Raw genomic sequence first — 19,357 nt, 5'->3', positions numbered from 1 at the left:
CTAGCGCAGAGCTGCTCGATCCTCGTACGGTGAGGGCATGGAGACCCTCCGCCACATCGTGCTGTTCGTCCACCTGATCGGCTTCGCCGTGCTCTTCGGCGCGTGGGCCGTGCAGGCCTTCGGGGGCAAGCGGGAGTTCACCCGGCTGATGAGCATCGGCATGACGATCGCCGCGATCGCCGGTCTCGCTCTGGCTGCACCGTGGGGTCTGCCCGAAGGCGTGGAGATGAACTACGCCAAGATCGGCACGAAGCTCGTGATCCTGCTCGTGATCGGTGCCCTGCTCGGCATCGGAGCGGGACGCCAGCGCAAGACCGGCACGATCCCGCCCGCGATGTTCTGGCTGGTCGGCATCCTCACCGCAGTCAACGCGGGCATCGCCGCGATCTGGCGCTGAGCCCGTCGCCGCCGGTCGCCTGCGCCGGATGACGGTGGCGCGCTAACCGCCGGCGCACTCCTTCCAGAGCGCGGCTGACCGGGTGGAGACCTCCGAGTCGTGGACGCGCTGCCAGTTTCGGCCGCCGCGGGCGAAGGTCGCGCGCACCGCGGCAGGAACCTCCGACGCGTCGATCGGCGCCTCGCCCCACGCACACGGGCGCACATGGACGAGATCGACCGCCTGCGCGGCCGCCGAGGGATCGTAACGCCATGCGCCGGCCAGGCGACCGAGCCACAGCAGCCCCTCGGCGTCACGCGTCCACACGAATGCGCCATCCGGTGCGGCGGCGAACCTCTCGAGCCGTCGGGCCAGGCGTTCGCCGTGACGCGCATCCACCGCGGCGAGGGCCTCCCTGATCGATGAGGGAACGCGCTCCAGGCGACCGCCCACTCCGCACACGCCGAGCGTGAGCGCCCGTTCGACCGCTGCCCCCGCGGCGACCCCGTCGTCTCGCGAGCGCATCGGAGCCCGGAAGACGGGGGCATCCTCTGCGGCGAGCTCTCCTCGCACCATCACAGCACCGGAACGAGCGCCGCATCCACGCGGTCGCCGTCGATCAGGACCGTCATCATGGTGCACACCGGCTGCCGGCGCCGATCGGTCGGCGACCCGGGGTTCACCAGGCGCATCCCCGCTGGTGAGACCGAGTCCCACGGGATGTGCGAGTGCCCGAACACGAGCAGATCGGTGTCGGGGAACCTCGCGTCCATGCGCGTCTCGCGTCCTGAGGCCTGACCGGTCTCGTGGATCACCGCCATCTCGACGTCTTCGACCCGCAGCATCGCGACCTCCGACAGTCGTGCGCGGAGGCCCTCCCCGTCGTTGTTGCCGTAGACGGCGCACAGCCGCCGTGAGCGCGCCTCGAGCAGGTCGAGCGTCGCCTCGTCGATCCAGTCCCCGGCGTGCACGACCAGATCCGCCTCGTCCACGGCGCGCAGCACCGCGTCGGGAAGCCGTCGCGCCCGCGCAGGAACGTGAGTGTCGGCCAACAGCAGCATCCGTGTCGTCATCGCACGTCCCCTCCCGGTCGCACCCGACTCTACGCGCGGGCGGAGTCGGTGGCTGCGCACAGCAAACACTCAGGAAGGCGTAAACTCACCCGGGTGCCTTGGTATACCAGGGCTGAACGGAGATGAGAGATGAGTACTGCCACTGCGCCAGCGAACCCCCGTTCGCGCGTCATCACTGCGAGCCTCGTCGGCACGACGATCGAGTTCTACGACTTCTACGTCTACGCGACGGCGGCCGTGCTCGTGTTCCCGACGCTGTTCTTCCCCAGCGACAATGACACCGCCTCGCTCCTCTCCTCCTTCGCGGTGTTCGGCGCCGCGATGGTCGCGCGACCGATCGGCGCCGTCGTGTTCGGGCACTTCGGCGACAAGTTCGGCCGCAAGGCCACGCTTGTCGCCTCGCTGCTCACGATGGGCATCGCCACATTCCTGATCGGCCTGCTTCCCACGTTCCAGCAGATCAACTGGGTGGCACCGCTGCTCCTGCTGCTGCTGCGGCTCGCACAGGGCTTCGCGCTGGGTGGCGAATGGTCGGGTGCGGCCCTGGTGGCCACAGAGAACGCCCCCAAGGGCAAGCGCGCCTGGTACGGCTCCTTCCCGCAGCTCGGTGCGCCGCTCGGCTTCATCATCGCGAACGGACTGTTCCTCGCGATCAACTGGCTGCTGCCGCACCCCGAGAGCCCGATCCTGAAGTCCGAGGCGTTCCTCGCCTGGGGATGGCGCATCCCGTTCCTGTTCTCCGCCGTCATGGTCATCATCGGCCTGTGGGTCCGGCTCAAGCTCGTGGAGTCCGAGACCTTCAAGAAGGCCGAGACCAAGGGCACGATCCGCAAGCTGCCCCTCGCGACGGTCTTCCGCCACCACTGGAAGCAGCTGATCCTCGGCACCTTCATCATGCTCGCGACGTACGTGCTGTTCTACCTGATGACGAACTTCACGCTCACCTACGGCACCAAAGCCGCGGATCTCGAGACCGCGTCCGCTGCGGCCAGGGCTGCCGCGGAAGCGACGGGCAAGGCCTTCGACCCCGACGCCTTCGCCGCACAGTTCTACCCCGGTCTCGGCTTCGGCTACACGGACTTCGTCCTGATGCAGATCATCGGCGTCGTGTTCTTCGGCCTCTTCACGCTGCTCTCCGGCCCGATCGCCGACGCCATCGGCCGACGCAAGCTCCTGCTCTGGGTCACCGGGCTGATCGTCGTCTTCGGCCTCTCGTTCAACACCTTCCTGCTGCCGGCCGTCGACCCGAAGTTCACGGGTGCACTGGTGCAGGCGTTCCTGGTGTTCGGCTTCATGCTGATGGGAGCGACCTTCGGGCCCATGGGGGCGCTGCTGCCCGAACTGTTCCCGACGAACGTCCGTTACACCGGTTCGGCCATCGCGTACAACGTGTCGTCGATCCTCGGTGCGGCGGTGGCTCCCCTGATCGCGTTGAAGCTGTGGGAAGCAGCGGGCGGCGCGCCGTGGCTGGTGGGCCTGTACCTGTCGGCGATGGGCGTGCTGACCTTCATCGCGCTGGTCTTCACCCCCGAGACGAAGGATCACGACTACGAGGACGACCTCGGCCTCGCGGCAGCCGTCGAACTCTAGGCCGCCGCGGGCCGCGCCCGCGGCGTGTGGTTCGCCCGCGGCCATGTGGCGGCATGTGGCGCGGCTCGCAGTTCGGAGCGCAGTTCGGAGCGCAGTTCGGAGCGCAGTTCGGAGCGCAGTTCGGAGGGTATCCGCACTCGGGAGGACAGTTCCCTCGTATCCACCCTCCCCTGCGCGGATCCCCTCCGAACTGCGGGGGCCATCCGCATGCGCGACGCCACGAGGTCACGCACGGGAGCACGCCACGGGCGGTGCGGCATGGACGTCACGAAGCGCGGTGCAGCCCTTGCGCCACCGCCCGCATGATGAGCTCCTGCACCTGGGGCCAGTGGTTCATCACCTGCTCGTACCCCACCCGGATGACGTGATAGCCGCGGAGCATCAGCCGCGCGTCGTGGTCGATGTCCTCCGAGCGCTGCGGGCCGACGTGGTGTCCGCCGTCGATCTGCAGCACGAGGCGGTCGCCGATGAGCAGATCGACCCGATGGCCGAGGATCCAGACCTGACGACGGAGCGGCAGCTGGAGCCACCGCAGACGAGGAACCACGATGCTCTCCAAGCCGGAATCCGCGAAGGGCGTCGCCTCGTCGAGAAGCTCCCGCGCCCGTAGGGGAAGAGGGAGACTGCGCAGCAGCTGCAGGTCGACGAGGCCCGCGCGGAGGGCGGAGTTCCACACCGCGAGGGCCGCGTCTCTCGGCTGACATCGCGCGACGATCCCCAGGACGTTCTCGATCGGGTCTTCGAGGAGTGCGGGCTCTCGTGGGACGACCGGTCGTTCCCAGTGGACGTGCGCCTGTACGTGCACCCTGCCGGCATGAGGACGCGCAGCCACGTGAGTGCGACCGTCGTCGATCACCCAGAGGCCGAGCCGCTGTGCCTGGGTGATGCAGCTCACCATCACTCCCGCCCTCGCCGCCGCGACGAGCATCGGATCCGCTTCCGGTGTGCTCACCCATCCGCGTCGCACGCGGATCAGCTCCCCACGCGCGATTCCCCTCATGACGGCATCCCGCGTTATTCCGGCCTCGATGAGTGAGCGTACGGTCATGACCCCACGTGCTCCGGTGTCGGAAGTCGTCTCCGCATCCCCTCACCGTGTCAGCGCGGCGGGGCGCGCATGCGGGCGCCGGCGAGGCTGCGGCGGCGGCGGCGGAGAACTCGTGGGCACACCAGGATGTGCAGGGGGAGCGCTGGCCCTCGGATGCCTTCACATCGGAGGAGATCTGCGCACCGGAGGAGATCTGCGCAACGGAGGAGATCTGCGCAACGGAGGAGATCTGCGCAACGGAGGAGATCTGCGCAAGGGAGGGCCGAATGCGCTCAAGCACCCTCCGAAGCGCGGATCTCCTCCGAAGCGAGGACCGGAGCACGGGGCACGGGAGCACGGGGCACGGGGCACGGGGCACGAGAGCACGAGGGCACGAGAGCACGAGAGCACGAGGGCACGAGGGCACGGGAGGGGTCAATGCGTGTTGACAAAGCGGCCGTGCGTCAATGAGTATTGACGCAGGAGGTTCCGATGACACTGCCGACACTGAGGAGTCAGGATGACGGGGGCGAGCCGCTCGCCACCCTGCACCGGCTCGCCGAGACCCGCAAAGAGATCGCCCGCGCCGAGGAGGCGAACGTGCGCCGCGCCCGCAACCTCGGATACTCGTGGCAGGCGATCGCGAGCGCACTGGGCGTGAGCAAGCAGGCGGCGCATCGCCGATTCGGCCGTTCCTGAACCGCATACAGCCCGCCCATAGGATTCGAGCGCGCACGAAGTACGGTCGAAGTACCATCTCCAGATCGAGGTCACCCATGTCCGGTTCCGCGACCGCACGCCGCCGCGGCCGTGGCGCACAGCCCGAAGGCCCCGCGCCACCTTCCGCCAGCTCCTCCCCTTCCTGTTCGAGCACAAGCGCACCCTCATCGTGGTCGCCGTGCTCAGCGTCGTCGGCGCCGCGACCTCGCTCGTGCAGCCGCTGCTCGTCGGTCAGGTGATCGAAGCCGTGCAGTCCGACACCGGGATCGGCATCCTGGTGTGGCTCCTGGTCGGCTTCGTGATCGTGTCGTCGGTCATCTCCGGCTTCCAGCACTATCTGCTGCAGCGCACCGGGACCGCGGTCGTGTACTCGAGCCGTCGCAAGCTCATCGCACGGATCCTGCACCTTCCCACCTCGGAGTTCGATGCCCGCCGCACCGGTGACCTCGTCTCGCGCGTCGGCACCGACACGACGCTGCTGTACGCCGTGCTCACCCAAGGCCTCGCGGATGCCGTCGGCAGCGCCGTGCTCTTCCTCGGTGCGCTCATCGCGATGCTGGTGATCGACCCCGTGCTGCTGCTGCTCATCGTGGTCGTGATCGGCATCTCGGTCACCGTGGTCGTACTGCTCAGCGGACGCATCCGCACCGCGTCGACGGCGCAGCAGATGAAGGTCGGCGAGCTGGCGTCCGGCGTGGAGCGCGCGATCGGCTCGATCCGCACCATCCGCGCCTCCGGGGCGACAGAGCGAGAGGCCGCCGCGGTGACGGACCTCGCGTCGGAGACCTACGGCATCGGCGTGCGCATCGCCAAGATCTCCTCCCTCGTCGTGCCCGTCTCGGGTATCGCGCTGCAGCTGTCACTGCTCGTGGTCCTGGGTGTCGGCGGGTTCCGGGTCGCCGCAGGGGCGATCACCATCGCCTCGCTGATCTCGTTCATCATGTTCCTGTTCCTGCTCGTGATGCCCCTCGCGACGACCTTCGGCGCGATCACCTCCGTGAATCAGGCGCTCGGCGCCCTCGGCCGCATCCAGGAGGTGCTCGACCTGCCGACCGAGTCGCAGGACGACGCCGCCATCGCCGCCACCGTCCCTCGGGAGGAACCCGCTCCGGATGCACCGGCTATCGAGTTCCGCGACGTGCGCTTCCACTACCCCGCCAACGTCGTGGCCGCCCGCCAGGCTGCGGCGAAGGAGGCCAGGACCCTGCTCGCCGACGCCCACCTGGAGTCCGCGGAGGATGCCGCCCCTGCCGTCGAGGACCATGAGGTGCTGCGCGGGGTCTCCTTCGCCGTTCCGAGGGGCGCCCGCGTCGCCCTGGTCGGTCCGAGCGGTGCGGGCAAGAGCACGATCCTCTCGCTCATCGAGCGCTTCTACGACCCGACCGGAGGGTCGATCCGCGTCGCCGGCCACGACGCGCGCACCTACCCTCGTGACGAGCTCCGCGCCCACTTCGGGTACGTCGAGCAGGATGCCCCCACTCTCGCCGGCACGCTGGCGGAGAACCTCCAGCTCGCATCCCCCGACGCCTCCGACGCGGACTGCGAGCGCGTGCTGCGCGCGGTGAACCTCGCGGACGTGCTCGAGCGCAACCCCCTCGGCGTCGACGCACCCGTCGGAGAAGACGGCGTGATGCTGTCGGGCGGCGAGCGTCAGCGTCTCGCGATCGCGCGCGCCCTGCTCACGGATGCCCCCATCCTGCTGCTCGACGAGTCGACGTCGTCACTCGACGGGGTGAACGAGCAGCGCATGCGCGAGGCCATCGACGCGGTGTCCACCGACCGGACGCTCGTCGTCATCGCGCACCGCCTCTCGACCGTCGTGGACAGCGACCTGATCGTGGTGCTGCAGGACGGCGCCGTGGTCGGTCAGGGCACGCACGCCGAACTCGTGGAGTCGACGCCCCTGTACCGCGATCTCGCCAGGCACCAGCTGCTCGCCTGAGGAGTCAGCCTTCCGGGGGCGCTGCGGCCTGCCATGCCGTGACATGAACGGTCGCGCCCTGGATGATGTCGAGCGGCATCTCCCAGGAGAGTCTCTCCTGCCCTGGGGCCACGGCGATCCACAGGCTGCGGGCGGCGAGCTGCCCCTGCTCCGAGTTCGCGTCCCATCCGAGCACCGCCGAGGCCGACTCCCCGGGCTGGAGGGTGATCGGCGCGGCCCCCGGATCCTCCGCCATGAATGAGCGGCCGTGTTCGACCGACACGTCGAGGAGGTGCCCGTTCTGGTCGCCGTACGCGACGTCGGGATACCCCTCGATGACGCACGTCTCGTCCGAGACGTTCACGAGCGACAGCGACTGTCCCCTATGGCCCGTCGCGCCGTCGGGCGCGGGAGCGAGGATCGTCGTGCTCTCGGCGGTGCGCCCCCTCCGCGGCCGAGCCTTCCGCGGGTGCCGCCGTCGGGACCGGTTCTCCCGCTGCGGACGGGTCAGGGGCCGCTGCGCCGCTCGGATCGGCCTCCCCTGCGCTGTGGCCTGTTCCTCGCGCAGTCGCTCCTGCGTGGCGGCGGCGCCGGCTTCGGCCGCGATGGGGAGCAGGATCAGCGCGAGCACCGCCACCAGCGACACGACGAGCGACCCGGTCGCGCGAGACGCGCGAGGGGGCACCGGTTCGGTGTCGGGCATCGGACGCCGCCGCATGCTCACGAGAGCCGGGAGCCACCCAACGACCACGGCCCACCAGGTCGACTCGGATGCGGCGCCCATGGTGCCGACGGCTCCTCCGATCCCGAAACTGCCCACCCACGTGAAGAAGCTGCCCAGATCGAGGGCGGCTCCGATGGCGAAGGCGCTCAGGACCGCCGCGAGCCAGCCACCGGCGAACGACGCGCGACCTGCGGAGAGCCTCGTGGAGAGCACGGCGAAACCCGTGACGAGCACCGTCGCCATGAGCAGCTGCACGATGACGGCCCACAGGAGCGGACTGCCGAAGACGCCTCTGCCCATCGGTGACGGGATCAGCTGCGCCAGCGTCGCCAGGCTCCCGCCTGCCGCCGACAGGAAGTACGGGACCCATCCGCACACGAACCACAGGACGGCGAGCACCGCTCCACCGATCAGACCTCGCCGCATCGCATTCCCCCCGCACGAATCCGCAGACGCGCGGATGTCACGACCCTATCGTCGCGACGCGGGTGTTCCCGACAACACGAAGGCGGGACGTCTGAGACCACTCAGCCATGGGTTCGTCTCGGATGTCCCGCCTTCGCGGATCTGCGGGGCGTGGGGCCCCAAGGTGCCGGCTCCCCCGAACCGGCACCGGTCTGTGGGCTACGCCTTCGCGAGGCGGTAGCGCAGCGAAGCCAGCTCGGCGCGCAGCGCCGCGGGGACCTTGTCGCCGAACGTGTCGTAGAACTCCTCGGTCAGGTCGGCCTCGGTCTTCCAGGCCTCCGCGTCGACCGAGAACAGCTCGTCGAGGTCGGCGGCGGGGAGATCGAGTCCGTCGAGGTTGAGGTCGTCCACGCGCGGCAGGCGTCCGATCGGGCTGTCGACCGCGGGCACGTCGCCGGCGACGCGACGGATGATCCAGTCCACGACGCGCGAGTTGTCGCCGAAGCCGGGCCACAGGAAGCGGCCGTCCGCACCGCGGCGGAACCAGTTCACCTGGAAGATGCGCGGCGCGCGGTCGAAGCGGAGCCCCCGGCCCACCGAGAGCCAGTGCCCGAAGTAGTCCGCCATGTTGTAGCCGCAGAACGGGAGCATCGCGAACGGGTCGCGGCGCAGCTCGCCCACGGTGCCCTCGGCCGCGGCGGTGCGCTCGGACGAGATGTTCGAGCCCAGGAAGACGCCGTGCGTCCAGTCGGTCGCCTCGACCACGAGCGGCACGTTGCTGGCGCGGCGTCCGCCGAAGAGGATGACGTCGAGCGGCACGGCCTCTTCCCAGTCCTCGGAGATCTGCGGGCACTGTGCCGCCGACACCGTGAAGCGCGAGTTGGGGTGTGCGGCCGGGCGACCGGAGTCGGGCGTCCACTCGTTGCCCTCCCAGTCGATCAGGTTCGCGGGCGCCTCGTCGGTCAGGCCTTCCCACCAGACGTCGCCGTCGGGTCGGAGCGCGACGTTCGTGAAGATGGTGTTGCCCCACAGGGTCTCGACCGCGGTGACGTTGGTCGACTCGCCGGTGCCCGGCGCGACGCCGAAGAAGCCGGCCTCGGGGTTGATGGCCCAGAGGCGACCGTCCTCCCCGGTCGGATCCAGGCGATGTCGTCACCGAGGGTCTCGACCTTCCAGCCGGGGATCGTCGGGCGCAGCATCGCGAGGTTCGTCTTGCCGCACGCCGAGGGGAACGCGGCGGCCACGTGGTAGGCCTTGCCCTGCGGGTCGATCACGCGGATGAGGAGCATGTGCTCGGCGAGCCAGCCCTCGTCGCGGGCGATCACGGAGGCGATGCGCAACGCGAAGCACTTCTTCGCGAGGATCGCGTTGCCGCCGTAGCCCGAGCCGTAGGAGTAGACCTCGAGCGTCTCCGGGAAGTGCACGATGTACTTGTCGTCGTTGCATGGCCACTCGACGTCGGGCTCACCGGCGGCGAGCGGCGCACCGACCGAATGCACGGTCTTGACCCAGGGCGCACCCTCGGCGATCTGACGAGTGACCTCGTCGCCGACGCGCGTCATGATGCCGATCGAGGCCACCGCGTATGCGCTGTCGGTGATCTGCACGCCGATGTGCGAGAGGGGACCGCCGACGCGACCCATGGAGAAGGGCACGACGTACATGGTGCGACCGCGCATCGAGCCCTCGAAGATCTCGTCCATCTTCGCGTGCATCTCGGCGGGAGCGGCCCAGTTGTTCGTGGGGCCGGCGTCTTCCTCGCGCTCCGAGGCGATGAACGTGCGACCCTCGGTGCGGGCGACGTCGCTGGGGTGCGAGCGAGCCAGGAAGGAACCGGGACGCCATTCGGGGTTCAGTTTGATGAGCTTGCCCTCGTCGACGAGTCCGCGCAGCAGCCAGTCGTTCTCGGCGCGCGAGCCGTCGACCCAGTGCACGGCGTCGGGCTGGGTGAGCTCGCGGATCTCCTCGACCCACGCGGCCAGCTCCGCCATCGCGGGAGTGTCATACGTCGGCGCCGTGCCGAACGTGCGCGTCGCGGAGACGGGAGACGTGCGGGGCGTGAAGACTTCGGCCATGGCCATGACTGCTCCTTAGATGTGTGGGGCGTTGCATCCATCTTCTTCGCACTCCTGGGGAAGTTTTCGCCAATCCGGGCGATAAGAATCACGATTCTTTCGCTAGACTCAAACAATGGCGTCCTCCGGCATCCACCTCACGACTCTCGGTCATCGCATCCGGCACCACCGGCTGGACAACGGGTACACGCTCGACGAGCTCGGCGCCCTCGTCGGCGTCGCCGGTTCGCAGCTGAGCCTCATCGAGAACGGCAAGCGCGAGCCCAAGCTGTCGCTCCTGCAGGCGATCGCCCAGGCCACGAAGACCGAGGTGACCGACCTCATCTCGGGCGAACCCCGAATCGACGTGCCGCACTCGAGATCGCCCTCGAGCGGGCGCAGGAGAGTCCGCTGTTCCGGCAGCTCGGCATCGCGCCCGTGCGCGTCACGAAGGGCATGAGCGACGAGACGATCGAATCGATCCTCGGCCTGCACCACGAGCTGGAGCGCCGCGAGCGCGAAGCCATCGCGACGCCAGAGGAGGCGCGACGCGCCAACACCGAGCTGCGACTGCGCATGCGCGCCCAGAACAACTACCTCCCCGACATCGAGCGGCTCGCCGAGAAGCAGCTCAAGGCAGCGGGCCACACGCAGGGCGCACTCACGCACCGCACCGTGAGCATCATGGCCGAGAAGCTCGGCTTCGAGCTGATCTACGTCAACGACCTCCCCCACTCCACCCGGTCGGTGACCGACCTCGAGAACGGACGCATCTACCTGCCGCCCGCATCGATCCCCGGCGGACACGGACTGCGATCCATGGCGTTGCAGGCCATGGCGCACCGGCTGCTCGGACACACCCCGCCCACCGACTACGCCGACTTCCTGCAGCAGCGCCTGGAGATCAACTACTTCGCCGCGTGCTGCCTCATGCCGGAGACCGCGGCCGTCGCCTTCCTGCAGCAGGCGAAGAAGGACCGCAACCTCGCGGTCGAGGACTTCCGCGACGGATTCGGGGTCACGCACGAAGCCGCGGGCATGCGGATGACCAATCTGCTCACGCAGCACCTCGGCATGTCGCTGCACTTCCTGCGCGTCGACTCCACCGGCGCGATCACCCGCGTGTACGAGAACGACGACCTGCCGCTGCCGATGGACGTCACGGGCGCCGTCGAGGGGCAGCGCGTGTGCCGCAAGTTCCAGGCCCGCGCGGCGTTCACGCAGCAGAACCGCACGGTCGAGCACCACCAGTACACCGATACGCCCTCCGGCACGTTCTGGTGCTCGACGCAGACCGGCTCCTCGACCGACGGCGAGTTCTCGGTCACCGTCGGAGTGCCGTTCGACGACGCGCGCTGGTGGCGTGGACGCGAGACGAACGATCGCGCCGTGTCGACCTGCCCCGACGAATCCTGCTGCCGTCGCCCCTCCACCGAGCTGACGGAACGCTGGAACGGGAAGGCCTGGCCGAGCGCGCGCGTGCACACCCACATGTTCTCGCCGCTGCCGCGCGGGGCGTTCCCCGGCGTGGACGACAACGAGGTCTACAACTTCCTCGGACGTCACGCCAGTGAGTGATTAAGATATATTCAATTCACTCATTGATCCCGAGGGAGCCCCGTGACCGAGCAGACCCCCGCCGCCGCAGACGCCGACATCGAGACGTTCACCTCGCGCCGCCACCGCATCACCGCAGGAGGACGCTCGATCGACTACGCCGCGGGCGCCGGCACGGTGATCGTGCGCGACGACGAGCACCGGCCGCTCGCCAGCGTGTTCTACACCTCGTACGTCGCGGATCGAGAGGAGGGGGCGCCCGTGCGGCCCGTCACCTTCCTCTTCAACGGCGGGCCCGGTTCGGCGAGTCTCTGGCTCAACATCGGCGGCTTCGGTCCGCGACGCACGCCCACCAACACGCCGCGGGCGACCCCGCCCGCGCCCTACGTCACGGGCGACAACCCGCACACGCTGCTCACCGAGTCCGACCTCGTGTTCATCGACGCACCCGGCACCGGATACTCCCGACTGAGCGGCGATGCGACAGCGTCCGACGTGTGGGGCGTCGACCAGGACGTCGACGCGTTCGCCCGAGCGATCACCCGCTGGCTGACGATCACCGACCGGTGGAACGCCCCGCGCTTCCTGTTCGGCGAGTCCTACGGCACCACGCGCGCCGCGTCCCTCGTGCACCGTCTGCAGAACCAGGGCCTCGACTTCAACGGCGTCGTGCTGCTGTCGACCGTGCTCAACTGGGGAGAGAGCAACCTCGGCGGCCCCCGCGAGTACATCAACCTGCTCCCCTCGTTCGCCGCCACGGCCTGGTACCACGGCAGGGCGCGCACGGCCCACGAGGAGCTCGAGCCGTTCCTGGAGGAGGCGAGGGCCTTCGCCCAGGGACCGTTCGCGGCGGCGCTGCTGCAGGGCGACCTGATCTCGCCCGAGGTCGAGGACGAGGTCGCCGAACGGATGAGCGCCCTGATCGGCCTCGACGCCGCGCTCCTGAAGAAGAACCACTTCCGCATCGGCATGGAGCCCTTCCGCTACGCGCTGCTGGCCGACGAAGGACGTGTGATCGGCCGCTTCGACACCCGGTTCACGGCCGAACACCAGTACGTGGTCGGCGGCGGCTCGCACGACCCCGCGACGGACGACGCGGCGACCGCCGGGGTCAACAGCGCACACCTGTCGACCTACCGTGCGCATCTCGTCGAGGACATCGGCTTCACGAGCGACCTGCACTACCGGCACCTGCACAACATGCCCATCTCCCGCGCGTGGGACTGGAAGCACAAGGCGCCGGGCGTCGACGCACCCCAGCTCGTGCCGGATGTGTCGCTCGACCTCTCCGCCGCCGTTCGGCGCAACCCGAACCTCCGGGTGTTCGTGATGGGCGGCTACTACGACCTCGCGACGCCGTTCTTCGGACCCGAGATCGACGTGGCGCACCTGTACCTCGCGCCGTCGCTGCGAGAGAACATCCGCTTCACGTTCTACGAATCCGGACACATGACATTCGTCGACGAGGACGCGGTGCAGAAGATGAAGAGCGACCTCGACGCGTTCTACCGCGACGCCACAGCGCGCTGATGAGCGCGCGCGAGACGACGGGCCGGCTCGGCGAGCTGGAGTACGTCGCACGGGTGGAGGAGCTGCCGCTGCGGCGCTCCGACGGCACGCGCCAGGGCACGCTGTCGGCGTTCAGCTACACGGTGAATGCCCCCGGCCGGCCGGTCGTGTTCCTCACCAACGGCGGGCCCGGTGTCTCGTCGATCTACCTGCACCTGAGCGGAATCGGGCCGTGGCGGGCGCGCATCCCCGTGGACCCGGACGACGCCGGTCAGCCGCCGTACGGCATCGAGGAGAGCCCGTCGAGCATCCTCGACGTCGCCGACCTGGTGTTCCTCGACGCACCGGGCACGGGCTTCGGCACCTTCGCAGACGACGCCGACCACGCGCTCTTGCGCACCGTGGAGGGCGACGCCGACGCGATCGCGGCCGCGATCGGCGACTGGCGCGACCGGCACGGCCGCTGGGACGCGCCGACGTACTTCCTCGGCGAGAGCTACGGCACGCTGCGCGCGGCGTTCCTGGCGACGAACCCGCACGGCATGGACACCGCACCGCTGGCCGGGATCGCCCTGCTCGGTCAAGCCGTGAACATCCAGGAGACGCAGGATCGCCCCGGCAGCATCGTCGGCGCCCTCGCCAACCTGCCTTACAAGGCCGCCACCGCCTGGTACCACGGCATCGGATCGCGCCGGCATGCGACGGTCGAGGACGCCACCGAGGACGCCCTCGACTTCGCGCGCGGCGATCTGGCCGCGGCCATGCTGCAGGGCGATGAGCTGCCCGCGGCCGACCGGGATGCCGTCGCCGAACGGCTGTCCGCGATGATCGGCATCCCGGCCGAGGAGCTCGTGCGCGACCGACTGTGGATCAGCAAGACCGACTTCCGCGAACGGCTGCTCGCGGGCCAGGTGCTGGGCGTGACGGACAGTCGATACCGCGCCCCCGCCGCCGACCGCCGCTTCGGGGAGCTCGACCACGATCCCGCCGACACCGCGCTCTCCCCGCGCTACGTCACCGGGCTGTCGCGCCTGCGGCACGACGTGTTCGGCGACGACTCCGCACGTCCGTACCGGGTCGTCGACACGGAGGCCGGCCGCCACTGGGACTGGCAGGAGCAGGGCGGCGCCGCGTTCCCCACCTACGGCCGACCGTCGCCGTTCCACACCTACCCCTACCCCGCGCGGCTGTCGCGATGGATGAAGCAGAACCCGCATGCGCGACTCTTCATCGGCACCGGGGTGTACGACGCACTGACCACTGTGGGGGCCGCCGACCATCTGCTGCGGCACTTCGGGCTGCCCCGCGAGCGCACCGAATCGCACTGGTATCGGGCCGGTCACATGATGTACAGCGACCCCGACGTGGCGGCGCGACTGAACGGCGACCTGCGGGCATTCCTCACGCGGTGAGCATCGCGGCGACTGCGGCGACCGCGGCACGGCGCATGCCCGCCCCGTTCAGGCCGTGAGCCGACCGAGGGCGAACGCGGCGAGCGCGGCCGCCTGATCGGCGAGCACCGCGTCGTCGAACACGACCGTCGGCGAATGGTTCGGTGCGGCCGTCTCGAGGTCGACGTCCTCCGGGGTCGCGCGCAGGAACAGGAACGCACCGGGGACCTGTTCCAATACGAACGAGAAGTCCTCCGACCCCATGACCGGGTGCGCGGTCTCCCACACCCGCTCCTCGCCGAACAGTCCCTGCAGGGTGGTGCGCACGTGCTCGACCGCCTGCACATCGTTCACGGTGGGGGCGCACAGCAGCGTCACGTCGACCGTCGCGGTGCAGCCGTGCGCCGCAGCCAGCTCCTGCACCAGGGCGGGGATCTCCGCCTGGACGCGGGCGCTGTTCTCGTGCGACAGCACGCGCACAGAGGCGACGAGCGACGCGGTGTCGGAGATGATGTTGCGTGCAGGCCCACCGGCGTGCAGCTGTGTGACGCTCAGCACCACCGGGTCGAACACGTCGAAGCGCCGCGTGACGAACGACTGCAGTGCCGTGACGAGCTCGGCCGCCACCGGCACCGGGTCGCGTGTGAGGTGCGGTGCCGAGGCGTGCCCGCCCGATCCGGTGATCGTGACCTCCACCTCGATCGCTCCCGCCATCAGAGCACCAGCCCTCGTCGAGAACACCCCGAACTCGCCCGGCACCACGTGGATGCCGAAGGCGGCGACCGGACGGGAACCGGTCACGTCGAGCAGGCCCTCCCCGAGCATCCGCGACGCCCCGTCGCCGAGCTCCTCACCCGGCTGGAACATCAGCAGCACGTCGCCATGCAGCTCCTGACGCCGGGCCGCGAGCAGCTGCGCCGCTCCGACGAGACCGGCCACGTGCAGGTCGTGCCCGCACGCATGCATGCGTTCGCCGGACGCGGCATAGTCGAGCCCGGTGTCTTCGGTGAGCGGAAGCGCGTCCATGTCGGCGCGCAGCAGCACGGTGGGACCGGGGTGGGCCCCGCGGATCACGGCGGCGATCGAGCTCAGGCCGTTCCCGAGCGTGACCTCGACGCCGAGCGGCTCCAGGGCGTCGAGCACCCGGCGCTGCGTGCGGGGCAGCTCGAGCCCGAGCTCGGGGTCGGCGTGGATCGCGCGGCGGAGGGCCACGAGTCCGGGGAGCAGGTCGCGGGCGTCGTCGAGCAGGGGCATTCAGGATCCGATCGCGTGCAGGAGGTGGTCGGTCCCCGCGTTCTGGATGCGCGGGATGGCGGCCACGAGGGACTGCGTGTAGGTGTGCTGGGGGTTCGACACGATCTCGTCGGCGTCGCCGTGCTCCACGATCCTGCCCTTGCGCATCACGGCCGTCGTGTCGGCGATGTAGCGCACCGCGGCGAGGTTGTGGGTGATGAAGAGCACCGACAGCTCGAGCTCACGCTGCAGCTCGCGCACCAGGTTGAGCACCGCACCCTGCACGGAGGCGTCGAGGGCGGAGGTGATCTCGTCGGCGATGATGAGCCGGGGCTTCACGGCGAGGCACCGTGCGATAGCGACGCGCTGCCGCATGCCGCCGGACAGCTGCGAGGGGTACTGGTCGGCCGTGCCCGGCTTGAGCCGCACCAGGCGCAGCAACTCCTTCACACCGGCCGCGCGCTCCTTGGCGTTCCCGGTGCCGTGGAGGGAGAGGGCCTCGTCGAGCGTGGCGCCGATGGTCATGCGCGGATTGAGCGAGGAGTACGGATCCTGGAAGATCATCTGCACGTCGCGGGCGCGTGTGAGGCGCTGTCGACCGGTCGCCGGACGCAGCTCTTCGCCGTCGAGCAGCAGCCGGCCGGCCGTCGCCGGCTGGAGACCGGCGATCACCCGCGCGATCGTCGACTTCCCCGACCCGGACTCCCCCACCAGGCCGACGATGCTGCCGTGCGGCACCGTGAGCGAGACGCCGTCCACGGCGTTGAACGAGGAGTCGCCGTGCCCGAAGGTCACGACCAGATCTTCGACGACGAGTGCGGCCATCAGCGCACCTCCTGCGTGTTCTGGGTGCCCGTCAGGACGACCGGCTCTCCGAGGATGCCCTCGATCGGCACCCCGTCCTGGGGATGCCAGCAGGCGACGCGTCCGCCGTGGCCGTGCGCCACCGGCTCCGGCGTCACCGCGCGGCACTGCGCCGTCGCGAACGGGCATCGCGGGGCGAAACCGCAGCCGACGAGCGGCAGCGACAGGTCGGGCGGCTCGCCCGGAATGGTCGCGAGCGGCTGGACGCGGTCGGTGTCGAGGTCGGGCAGCGACTCCGCGAGCGCCCGCGTGTAGGGGTGCGCGAGCTTCTCCGGCGTCGCGAGCAGGCGCACATCCACGTCCTCCACGATGCGCCCCGCGTACATCACGAGGATCCGCTGGCAGAGTTCGGCGAGGACCGCGATGTCGTGCGACACCACGATCGCCGCCGCACCGGTCTCCTCGCACTCCCGACGCAGCAGCGCGAGCACGCGCTGCTGCACCGTGACGTCGAGCGCCGTGGTCGGCTCGTCGGCGATGATGAGGCGTGGCTTGCCGATCTGCGACATCGCGATGAGCGCACGCTGCCGCATCCCGCCCGAGTACTCGTGCGGGAACTGTCGCGCCCGCCGCTGCGGCTCGTCGATCGCGACATCGTCCAACGCGGCGACCGCCGCAGCCTGCGCGGCCGCCCGCCCGCTCTTCGCGTGGAAGCGCGGGATCTCGGCGAGTTGCGTGCCCACGCGCAGTGCAGGGTTGAGGGCCGTGAGCGAGTCCTGGAAGACGACGCCGATCTTGGTGCCGAGCCGCTTCTTCATCACGGCGGGCGGGAGGTCGAGCAGATCGTCGCCGTCGAAGCGCAGTCGCTGCGCGGTCACGGCGGCACCCGCGGCGGAGAGCTGGGCGATCGCCATCAGCGCGACCGACTTGCCGCTGCCGGATTCGCCGACCACGCCGACGATCTCCCCGGCGCCACCGAGAAGGTCACGTCCTGCACCGGGCGCACCCATCCGGACGGCGAGGGGAACGACACCGAGAGTCCGTCGACGACGAGCAGCGCACCCTCGTCCGGCACGCTCTCGCGCTGCGGCACACGCGGCGCCGGTCCGAGCTTGCGGCGCGACAGCACGCTCCCTCTGCCGTGGCTGCGCAGGTGGGCGGCGAGCGACTCGCCGAGCGTCCCGAAGGCGACGCCCGCGAAGACCACGGCGACACCTGGGCCCACGACCGCGGTCGGGTTCGTGTACGCCTGATCGAACGCCTCGCTCAGCATCCGCCCCCAGTCGTAGTCCGGCGGCTGCACGCCGACACCGAGGAAGCTCAGGCTCGACAGCGCGAGGAGCCCTCCTCCGATCGAGAGCGTGACGTTGACGATGATGGGCTCCGCGATGTTCGGGAGCACGTAGCGGGTGAACTGCCGCCCGCGCGAGACGCCCATCATCCGCGCCGCCGCGAGATATTCGGAGCCGCCGACGCGCGACGACAGGGTCTGCGCGAGGCGGGCGAACGAGGGCACCATCGTGAGGCCGAGAGCGATCACCGCCGACGTCGAGCTCGGCCCGAGGAGGATCACGGTCAGCATCGCGACCAGCAGCACGGGAAAGGCCAGCCAGGTGCTGATGATCGAGCTGAACAGCCGCTGCACGCGGGGTCCGAGCACGGAGGGCAGGGCGCCGAGCAGCAGACCGAACACGAGTCCGATCACGGTGGCGATCAGTGCCATGCCGAGCGACAGTCGTGTCGCGACGAGGGTGCGCAGCAGCAGGTCCCTGCCCAGTCCGTCGGTGCCGAGCGGGTGCGCGTCGCTCGGCCCCTGCAGGAGTGCGGATGTGTCGGTCTGCGTCGCCTGCGGACCCCAGATCTCCGGGGCGAACAGCGCCAGGAACACGAGCACGAGCACCATCACGGCGCTGATCGCGCCGAGGGGGTTGCGCAGGAAGGTGAGGATCGAGCGCATCAGGTCGTCTCCAGGAGGGTGGTTCGCCGGTCGAGGAGCGACAGCACGATGTCGACGGCGAGCGTGATGACGAGGATGATCGCGGCGTACACGAGCGCCAGGCCCTGCACGATGCCGTAGTCCTTCGTGGCGATGGCGTCGACGAAGGCCGAGCCGAGGCCGGGCCAGTTGAACACCTTCTCCACGAGCACGCTCGACGCCACCATGGTCGACAGCAGGGTGCCGCCGATCGTGAGAGTCGCGGTGAGCATGTTCGGCAGCGCGTGACGGAAGTAGACCCACGATGCGGGGATGCGCTTGGAGCGGGCCGTGCGCACGTAGTCGTCGGAGAGCGTGTTCAGCGCCTCGACGCGGGCGATGCGCGACAGCGACGCCCACGAGGCGACCGTCATCGCCAGCACCGGCAGCACGTACGAGGCGGGGCCCGAGCGTCCGGCGACGGGGAACCAGTGCAGTCCCACCGCGAAGACCACGACGAGCGCGACGCCGAGGAGATACTCGGGGATCGCGGCGATGAGGCCGGTGATCCCTGTGAACGACACCTCGACGCCCCGGCGTCTGCTGCCCTGCGTGAGGATCGCGACCCCGAGGCCGACCGGGATCGCCACGAGCAGCACGATCAGGAAGGAGATGCCGGCGAGCTCCAGCGTCGCCGGCAGCCGGTTCTGCACGAGCTCGGACACCGACCGGCCGGTGATCAGGGACGAACCCAGATCCCCGTGGAGGATGCCGGTGAGATAGTTCCAGAACTGCACGATCAGAGGGTCGTTGAGACCGAGCTGATCGCGCCGCGCCTGGACCACGGCCTCGTCGGCCGTCGCGCCGAGTGCGGCGCGGACGGGGTCGCCGCCGGATGCGCGGAGGACGAAGAACGCGACCGCGATGATCACGAACATCGCCACCAGCATCCGCAGGGTGCGGCGCAGGAGGAATCTCAGCCAGGGGTTGCCGTGGCGGCGCTTCCGGAGAAACACCGCCACGGTATCCGTTCTGGCGGACGCGTGGTCCAGCATGCG

General features: G+C 69.8%; 15 protein-coding genes and 2 pseudogenes. 7 read left to right on the top strand and 10 right to left on the bottom strand.

The window, feature by feature from the left end; genetic code table 11:
- The first annotated feature begins 37 nt into the window (after window positions 1–37).
- A complete protein-coding gene (locus G4G29_RS06660; RefSeq protein WP_183152241.1) occupies window positions 38–397 on the top strand; it encodes a Fe-S protein in 360 nt (119 codons plus the stop codon).
- A 42-nt stretch (window positions 398–439) separates the two neighbouring features.
- Here G4G29_RS06660 and G4G29_RS06655 read toward each other — a convergent pair whose 3' ends face one another.
- A complete protein-coding gene (locus tag G4G29_RS06655) occupies window positions 440–952 on the bottom strand; it encodes a GAF domain-containing protein (protein ID WP_183152240.1) in 513 nt (170 codons plus the stop codon).
- Window positions 952–1,449: a YfcE family phosphodiesterase gene (locus tag G4G29_RS06650; RefSeq protein WP_183152239.1), complete on the bottom strand. Its 498-nt coding sequence runs from the start codon at window positions 1,447–1,449 to the stop codon at window positions 952–954. Before G4G29_RS06650 ends, G4G29_RS06655 begins: the two co-directional genes overlap by 1 nt.
- A 129-nt stretch (window positions 1,450–1,578) precedes the next feature.
- Here G4G29_RS06650 and G4G29_RS06645 point away from each other — a divergent pair, with 129 nt between their 5' ends.
- Complete coding sequence (locus G4G29_RS06645; RefSeq protein WP_183152238.1) at window positions 1,579–3,039, top strand: MFS transporter; 1,461 nt, start codon at window positions 1,579–1,581, stop codon at window positions 3,037–3,039.
- Between the two features lie 265 nt (window positions 3,040–3,304).
- Here the strand turns inward: G4G29_RS06645 and G4G29_RS06640 are convergent, their stop codons facing one another.
- Window positions 3,305–4,039, bottom strand: coding sequence for a DUF559 domain-containing protein (locus G4G29_RS06640; protein ID WP_183152237.1), 735 nt, complete (start codon window positions 4,037–4,039; stop codon window positions 3,305–3,307).
- Window positions 4,040–4,558: 519 nt separating this feature from the next.
- On the opposite strand from G4G29_RS06640, the gene G4G29_RS06635 reads away from it, so the two are divergent.
- On the top strand, window positions 4,559–4,765 hold the full coding sequence (locus tag G4G29_RS06635; protein WP_183152236.1) for an AsnC family protein: 207 nt from the start codon (window positions 4,559–4,561) through the stop codon (window positions 4,763–4,765).
- 190 nt (window positions 4,766–4,955) lie between these two features.
- Window positions 4,956–6,728: an ABC transporter ATP-binding protein gene (locus G4G29_RS06630; RefSeq protein ID WP_244632475.1), complete on the top strand. Its 1,773-nt coding sequence runs from the start codon at window positions 4,956–4,958 to the stop codon at window positions 6,726–6,728.
- Window positions 6,729–6,732: 4 nt separating this feature from the next.
- Here the strand turns inward: G4G29_RS06630 and G4G29_RS06625 are convergent, their stop codons facing one another.
- On the bottom strand, window positions 6,733–7,857 hold the full coding sequence (locus tag G4G29_RS06625; RefSeq protein WP_183152235.1) for a DUF4232 domain-containing protein: 1,125 nt from the start codon (window positions 7,855–7,857) through the stop codon (window positions 6,733–6,735).
- Between the two features lie 198 nt (window positions 7,858–8,055).
- Window positions 8,056–9,917 (bottom strand): annotated as a pseudogene (locus G4G29_RS06620) (phosphoenolpyruvate carboxykinase (GTP)).
- A gap of 109 nt (window positions 9,918–10,026) precedes the next feature.
- Here G4G29_RS06620 and G4G29_RS06615 point away from each other — a divergent pair.
- The 3 genes and pseudogenes from G4G29_RS06615 (at window position 10,027) to G4G29_RS06605 (ending at window position 14,368) form a co-directional block, all read left to right on the top strand.
- A pseudogene (locus G4G29_RS06615) lies at window positions 10,027–11,468 on the top strand (helix-turn-helix domain-containing protein).
- A 42-nt stretch (window positions 11,469–11,510) separates the two neighbouring features.
- Window positions 11,511–12,977 carry a peptidase S10 gene (locus tag G4G29_RS06610; protein ID WP_183152234.1) on the top strand — a complete coding sequence of 489 codons (1,467 nt, stop codon included), beginning with the start codon at window positions 11,511–11,513 and terminating at the stop codon, window positions 12,975–12,977.
- Window positions 12,977–14,368, top strand: a complete 1,392-nt coding sequence (locus G4G29_RS06605; RefSeq protein ID WP_183152233.1) for a hypothetical protein — start codon at window positions 12,977–12,979, stop codon at window positions 14,366–14,368. Before G4G29_RS06610 ends, G4G29_RS06605 begins: the two co-directional genes overlap by 1 nt.
- Window positions 14,369–14,416: 48 nt before the next feature.
- On the opposite strand, the gene G4G29_RS06600 is transcribed toward G4G29_RS06605, so the two are convergent.
- From G4G29_RS06600 to G4G29_RS06585, 5 genes are read right to left on the bottom strand one after another with little or no spacing between them, the layout of a single operon-like run.
- Window positions 14,417–15,601 carry a M20 family metallopeptidase gene (locus G4G29_RS06600; protein ID WP_183152232.1) on the bottom strand — a complete coding sequence of 395 codons (1,185 nt, stop codon included), beginning with the start codon at window positions 15,599–15,601 and terminating at the stop codon, window positions 14,417–14,419.
- Window positions 15,602–16,405, bottom strand: a complete 804-nt coding sequence (locus tag G4G29_RS06595; RefSeq protein WP_183152231.1) for an ATP-binding cassette domain-containing protein — start codon at window positions 16,403–16,405, stop codon at window positions 15,602–15,604.
- Window positions 16,405–17,337, bottom strand: a complete 933-nt coding sequence (locus tag G4G29_RS20590; protein WP_202045602.1) for an ABC transporter ATP-binding protein — start codon at window positions 17,335–17,337, stop codon at window positions 16,405–16,407. Before G4G29_RS20590 ends, G4G29_RS06595 begins: the two co-directional genes overlap by 1 nt.
- A complete protein-coding gene (locus G4G29_RS20585; RefSeq protein ID WP_202045600.1) occupies window positions 17,298–18,341 on the bottom strand; it encodes an ABC transporter permease in 1,044 nt (347 codons plus the stop codon). The genes G4G29_RS20590 and G4G29_RS20585 overlap by 40 nt, the downstream gene beginning before the upstream one ends.
- A complete protein-coding gene (locus G4G29_RS06585) occupies window positions 18,341–19,354 on the bottom strand; it encodes an ABC transporter permease (protein WP_183152230.1) in 1,014 nt (337 codons plus the stop codon). Before G4G29_RS06585 ends, G4G29_RS20585 begins: the two co-directional genes overlap by 1 nt.
- Between the last annotated feature and the right edge of the window lie 3 nt (window positions 19,355–19,357).

The sequence above is a fragment of the Microbacterium sp. Se63.02b genome (assembly GCF_014171575.1).
Classification (GTDB): domain Bacteria; phylum Actinomycetota; class Actinomycetes; order Actinomycetales; family Microbacteriaceae; genus Microbacterium.
Note: the sequence above shows the minus strand (reverse complement) of the source record. Positions and strands in the feature narration are given on the sequence as shown.

Coding starts and splice junctions, on each gene's coding strand:
- G4G29_RS06660 (WP_183152241.1), top strand. CDS start 38: ATGGAGACCCTCCGCCACATCGTGCTGTTCGTCCACCTGATCGGCTTC.
- G4G29_RS06600 (WP_183152232.1), bottom strand. CDS start 15,601: ATGCCCCTGCTCGACGACGCCCGCGACCTGCTCCCCGGACTCGTGGCC.
- G4G29_RS06655 (WP_183152240.1), bottom strand. CDS start 952: ATGGTGCGAGGAGAGCTCGCCGCAGAGGATGCCCCCGTCTTCCGGGCT.
- G4G29_RS06625 (WP_183152235.1), bottom strand. CDS start 7,857: ATGCGGCGAGGTCTGATCGGTGGAGCGGTGCTCGCCGTCCTGTGGTTC.
- G4G29_RS06645 (WP_183152238.1), top strand. CDS start 1,579: ATGAGTACTGCCACTGCGCCAGCGAACCCCCGTTCGCGCGTCATCACT.
- G4G29_RS06585 (WP_183152230.1), bottom strand. CDS start 19,354: ATGCTGGACCACGCGTCCGCCAGAACGGATACCGTGGCGGTGTTTCTC.
- G4G29_RS20585 (WP_202045600.1), bottom strand. CDS start 18,341: ATGCGCTCGATCCTCACCTTCCTGCGCAACCCCCTCGGCGCGATCAGC.
- G4G29_RS06595 (WP_183152231.1), bottom strand. CDS start 16,405: ATGGCCGCACTCGTCGTCGAAGATCTGGTCGTGACCTTCGGGCACGGC.
- G4G29_RS06605 (WP_183152233.1), top strand. CDS start 12,977: ATGAGCGCGCGCGAGACGACGGGCCGGCTCGGCGAGCTGGAGTACGTC.
- G4G29_RS06635 (WP_183152236.1), top strand. CDS start 4,559: ATGACACTGCCGACACTGAGGAGTCAGGATGACGGGGGCGAGCCGCTC.
- G4G29_RS06650 (WP_183152239.1), bottom strand. CDS start 1,449: ATGACGACACGGATGCTGCTGTTGGCCGACACTCACGTTCCTGCGCGG.
- G4G29_RS06640 (WP_183152237.1), bottom strand. CDS start 4,039: ATGAGGGGAATCGCGCGTGGGGAGCTGATCCGCGTGCGACGCGGATGG.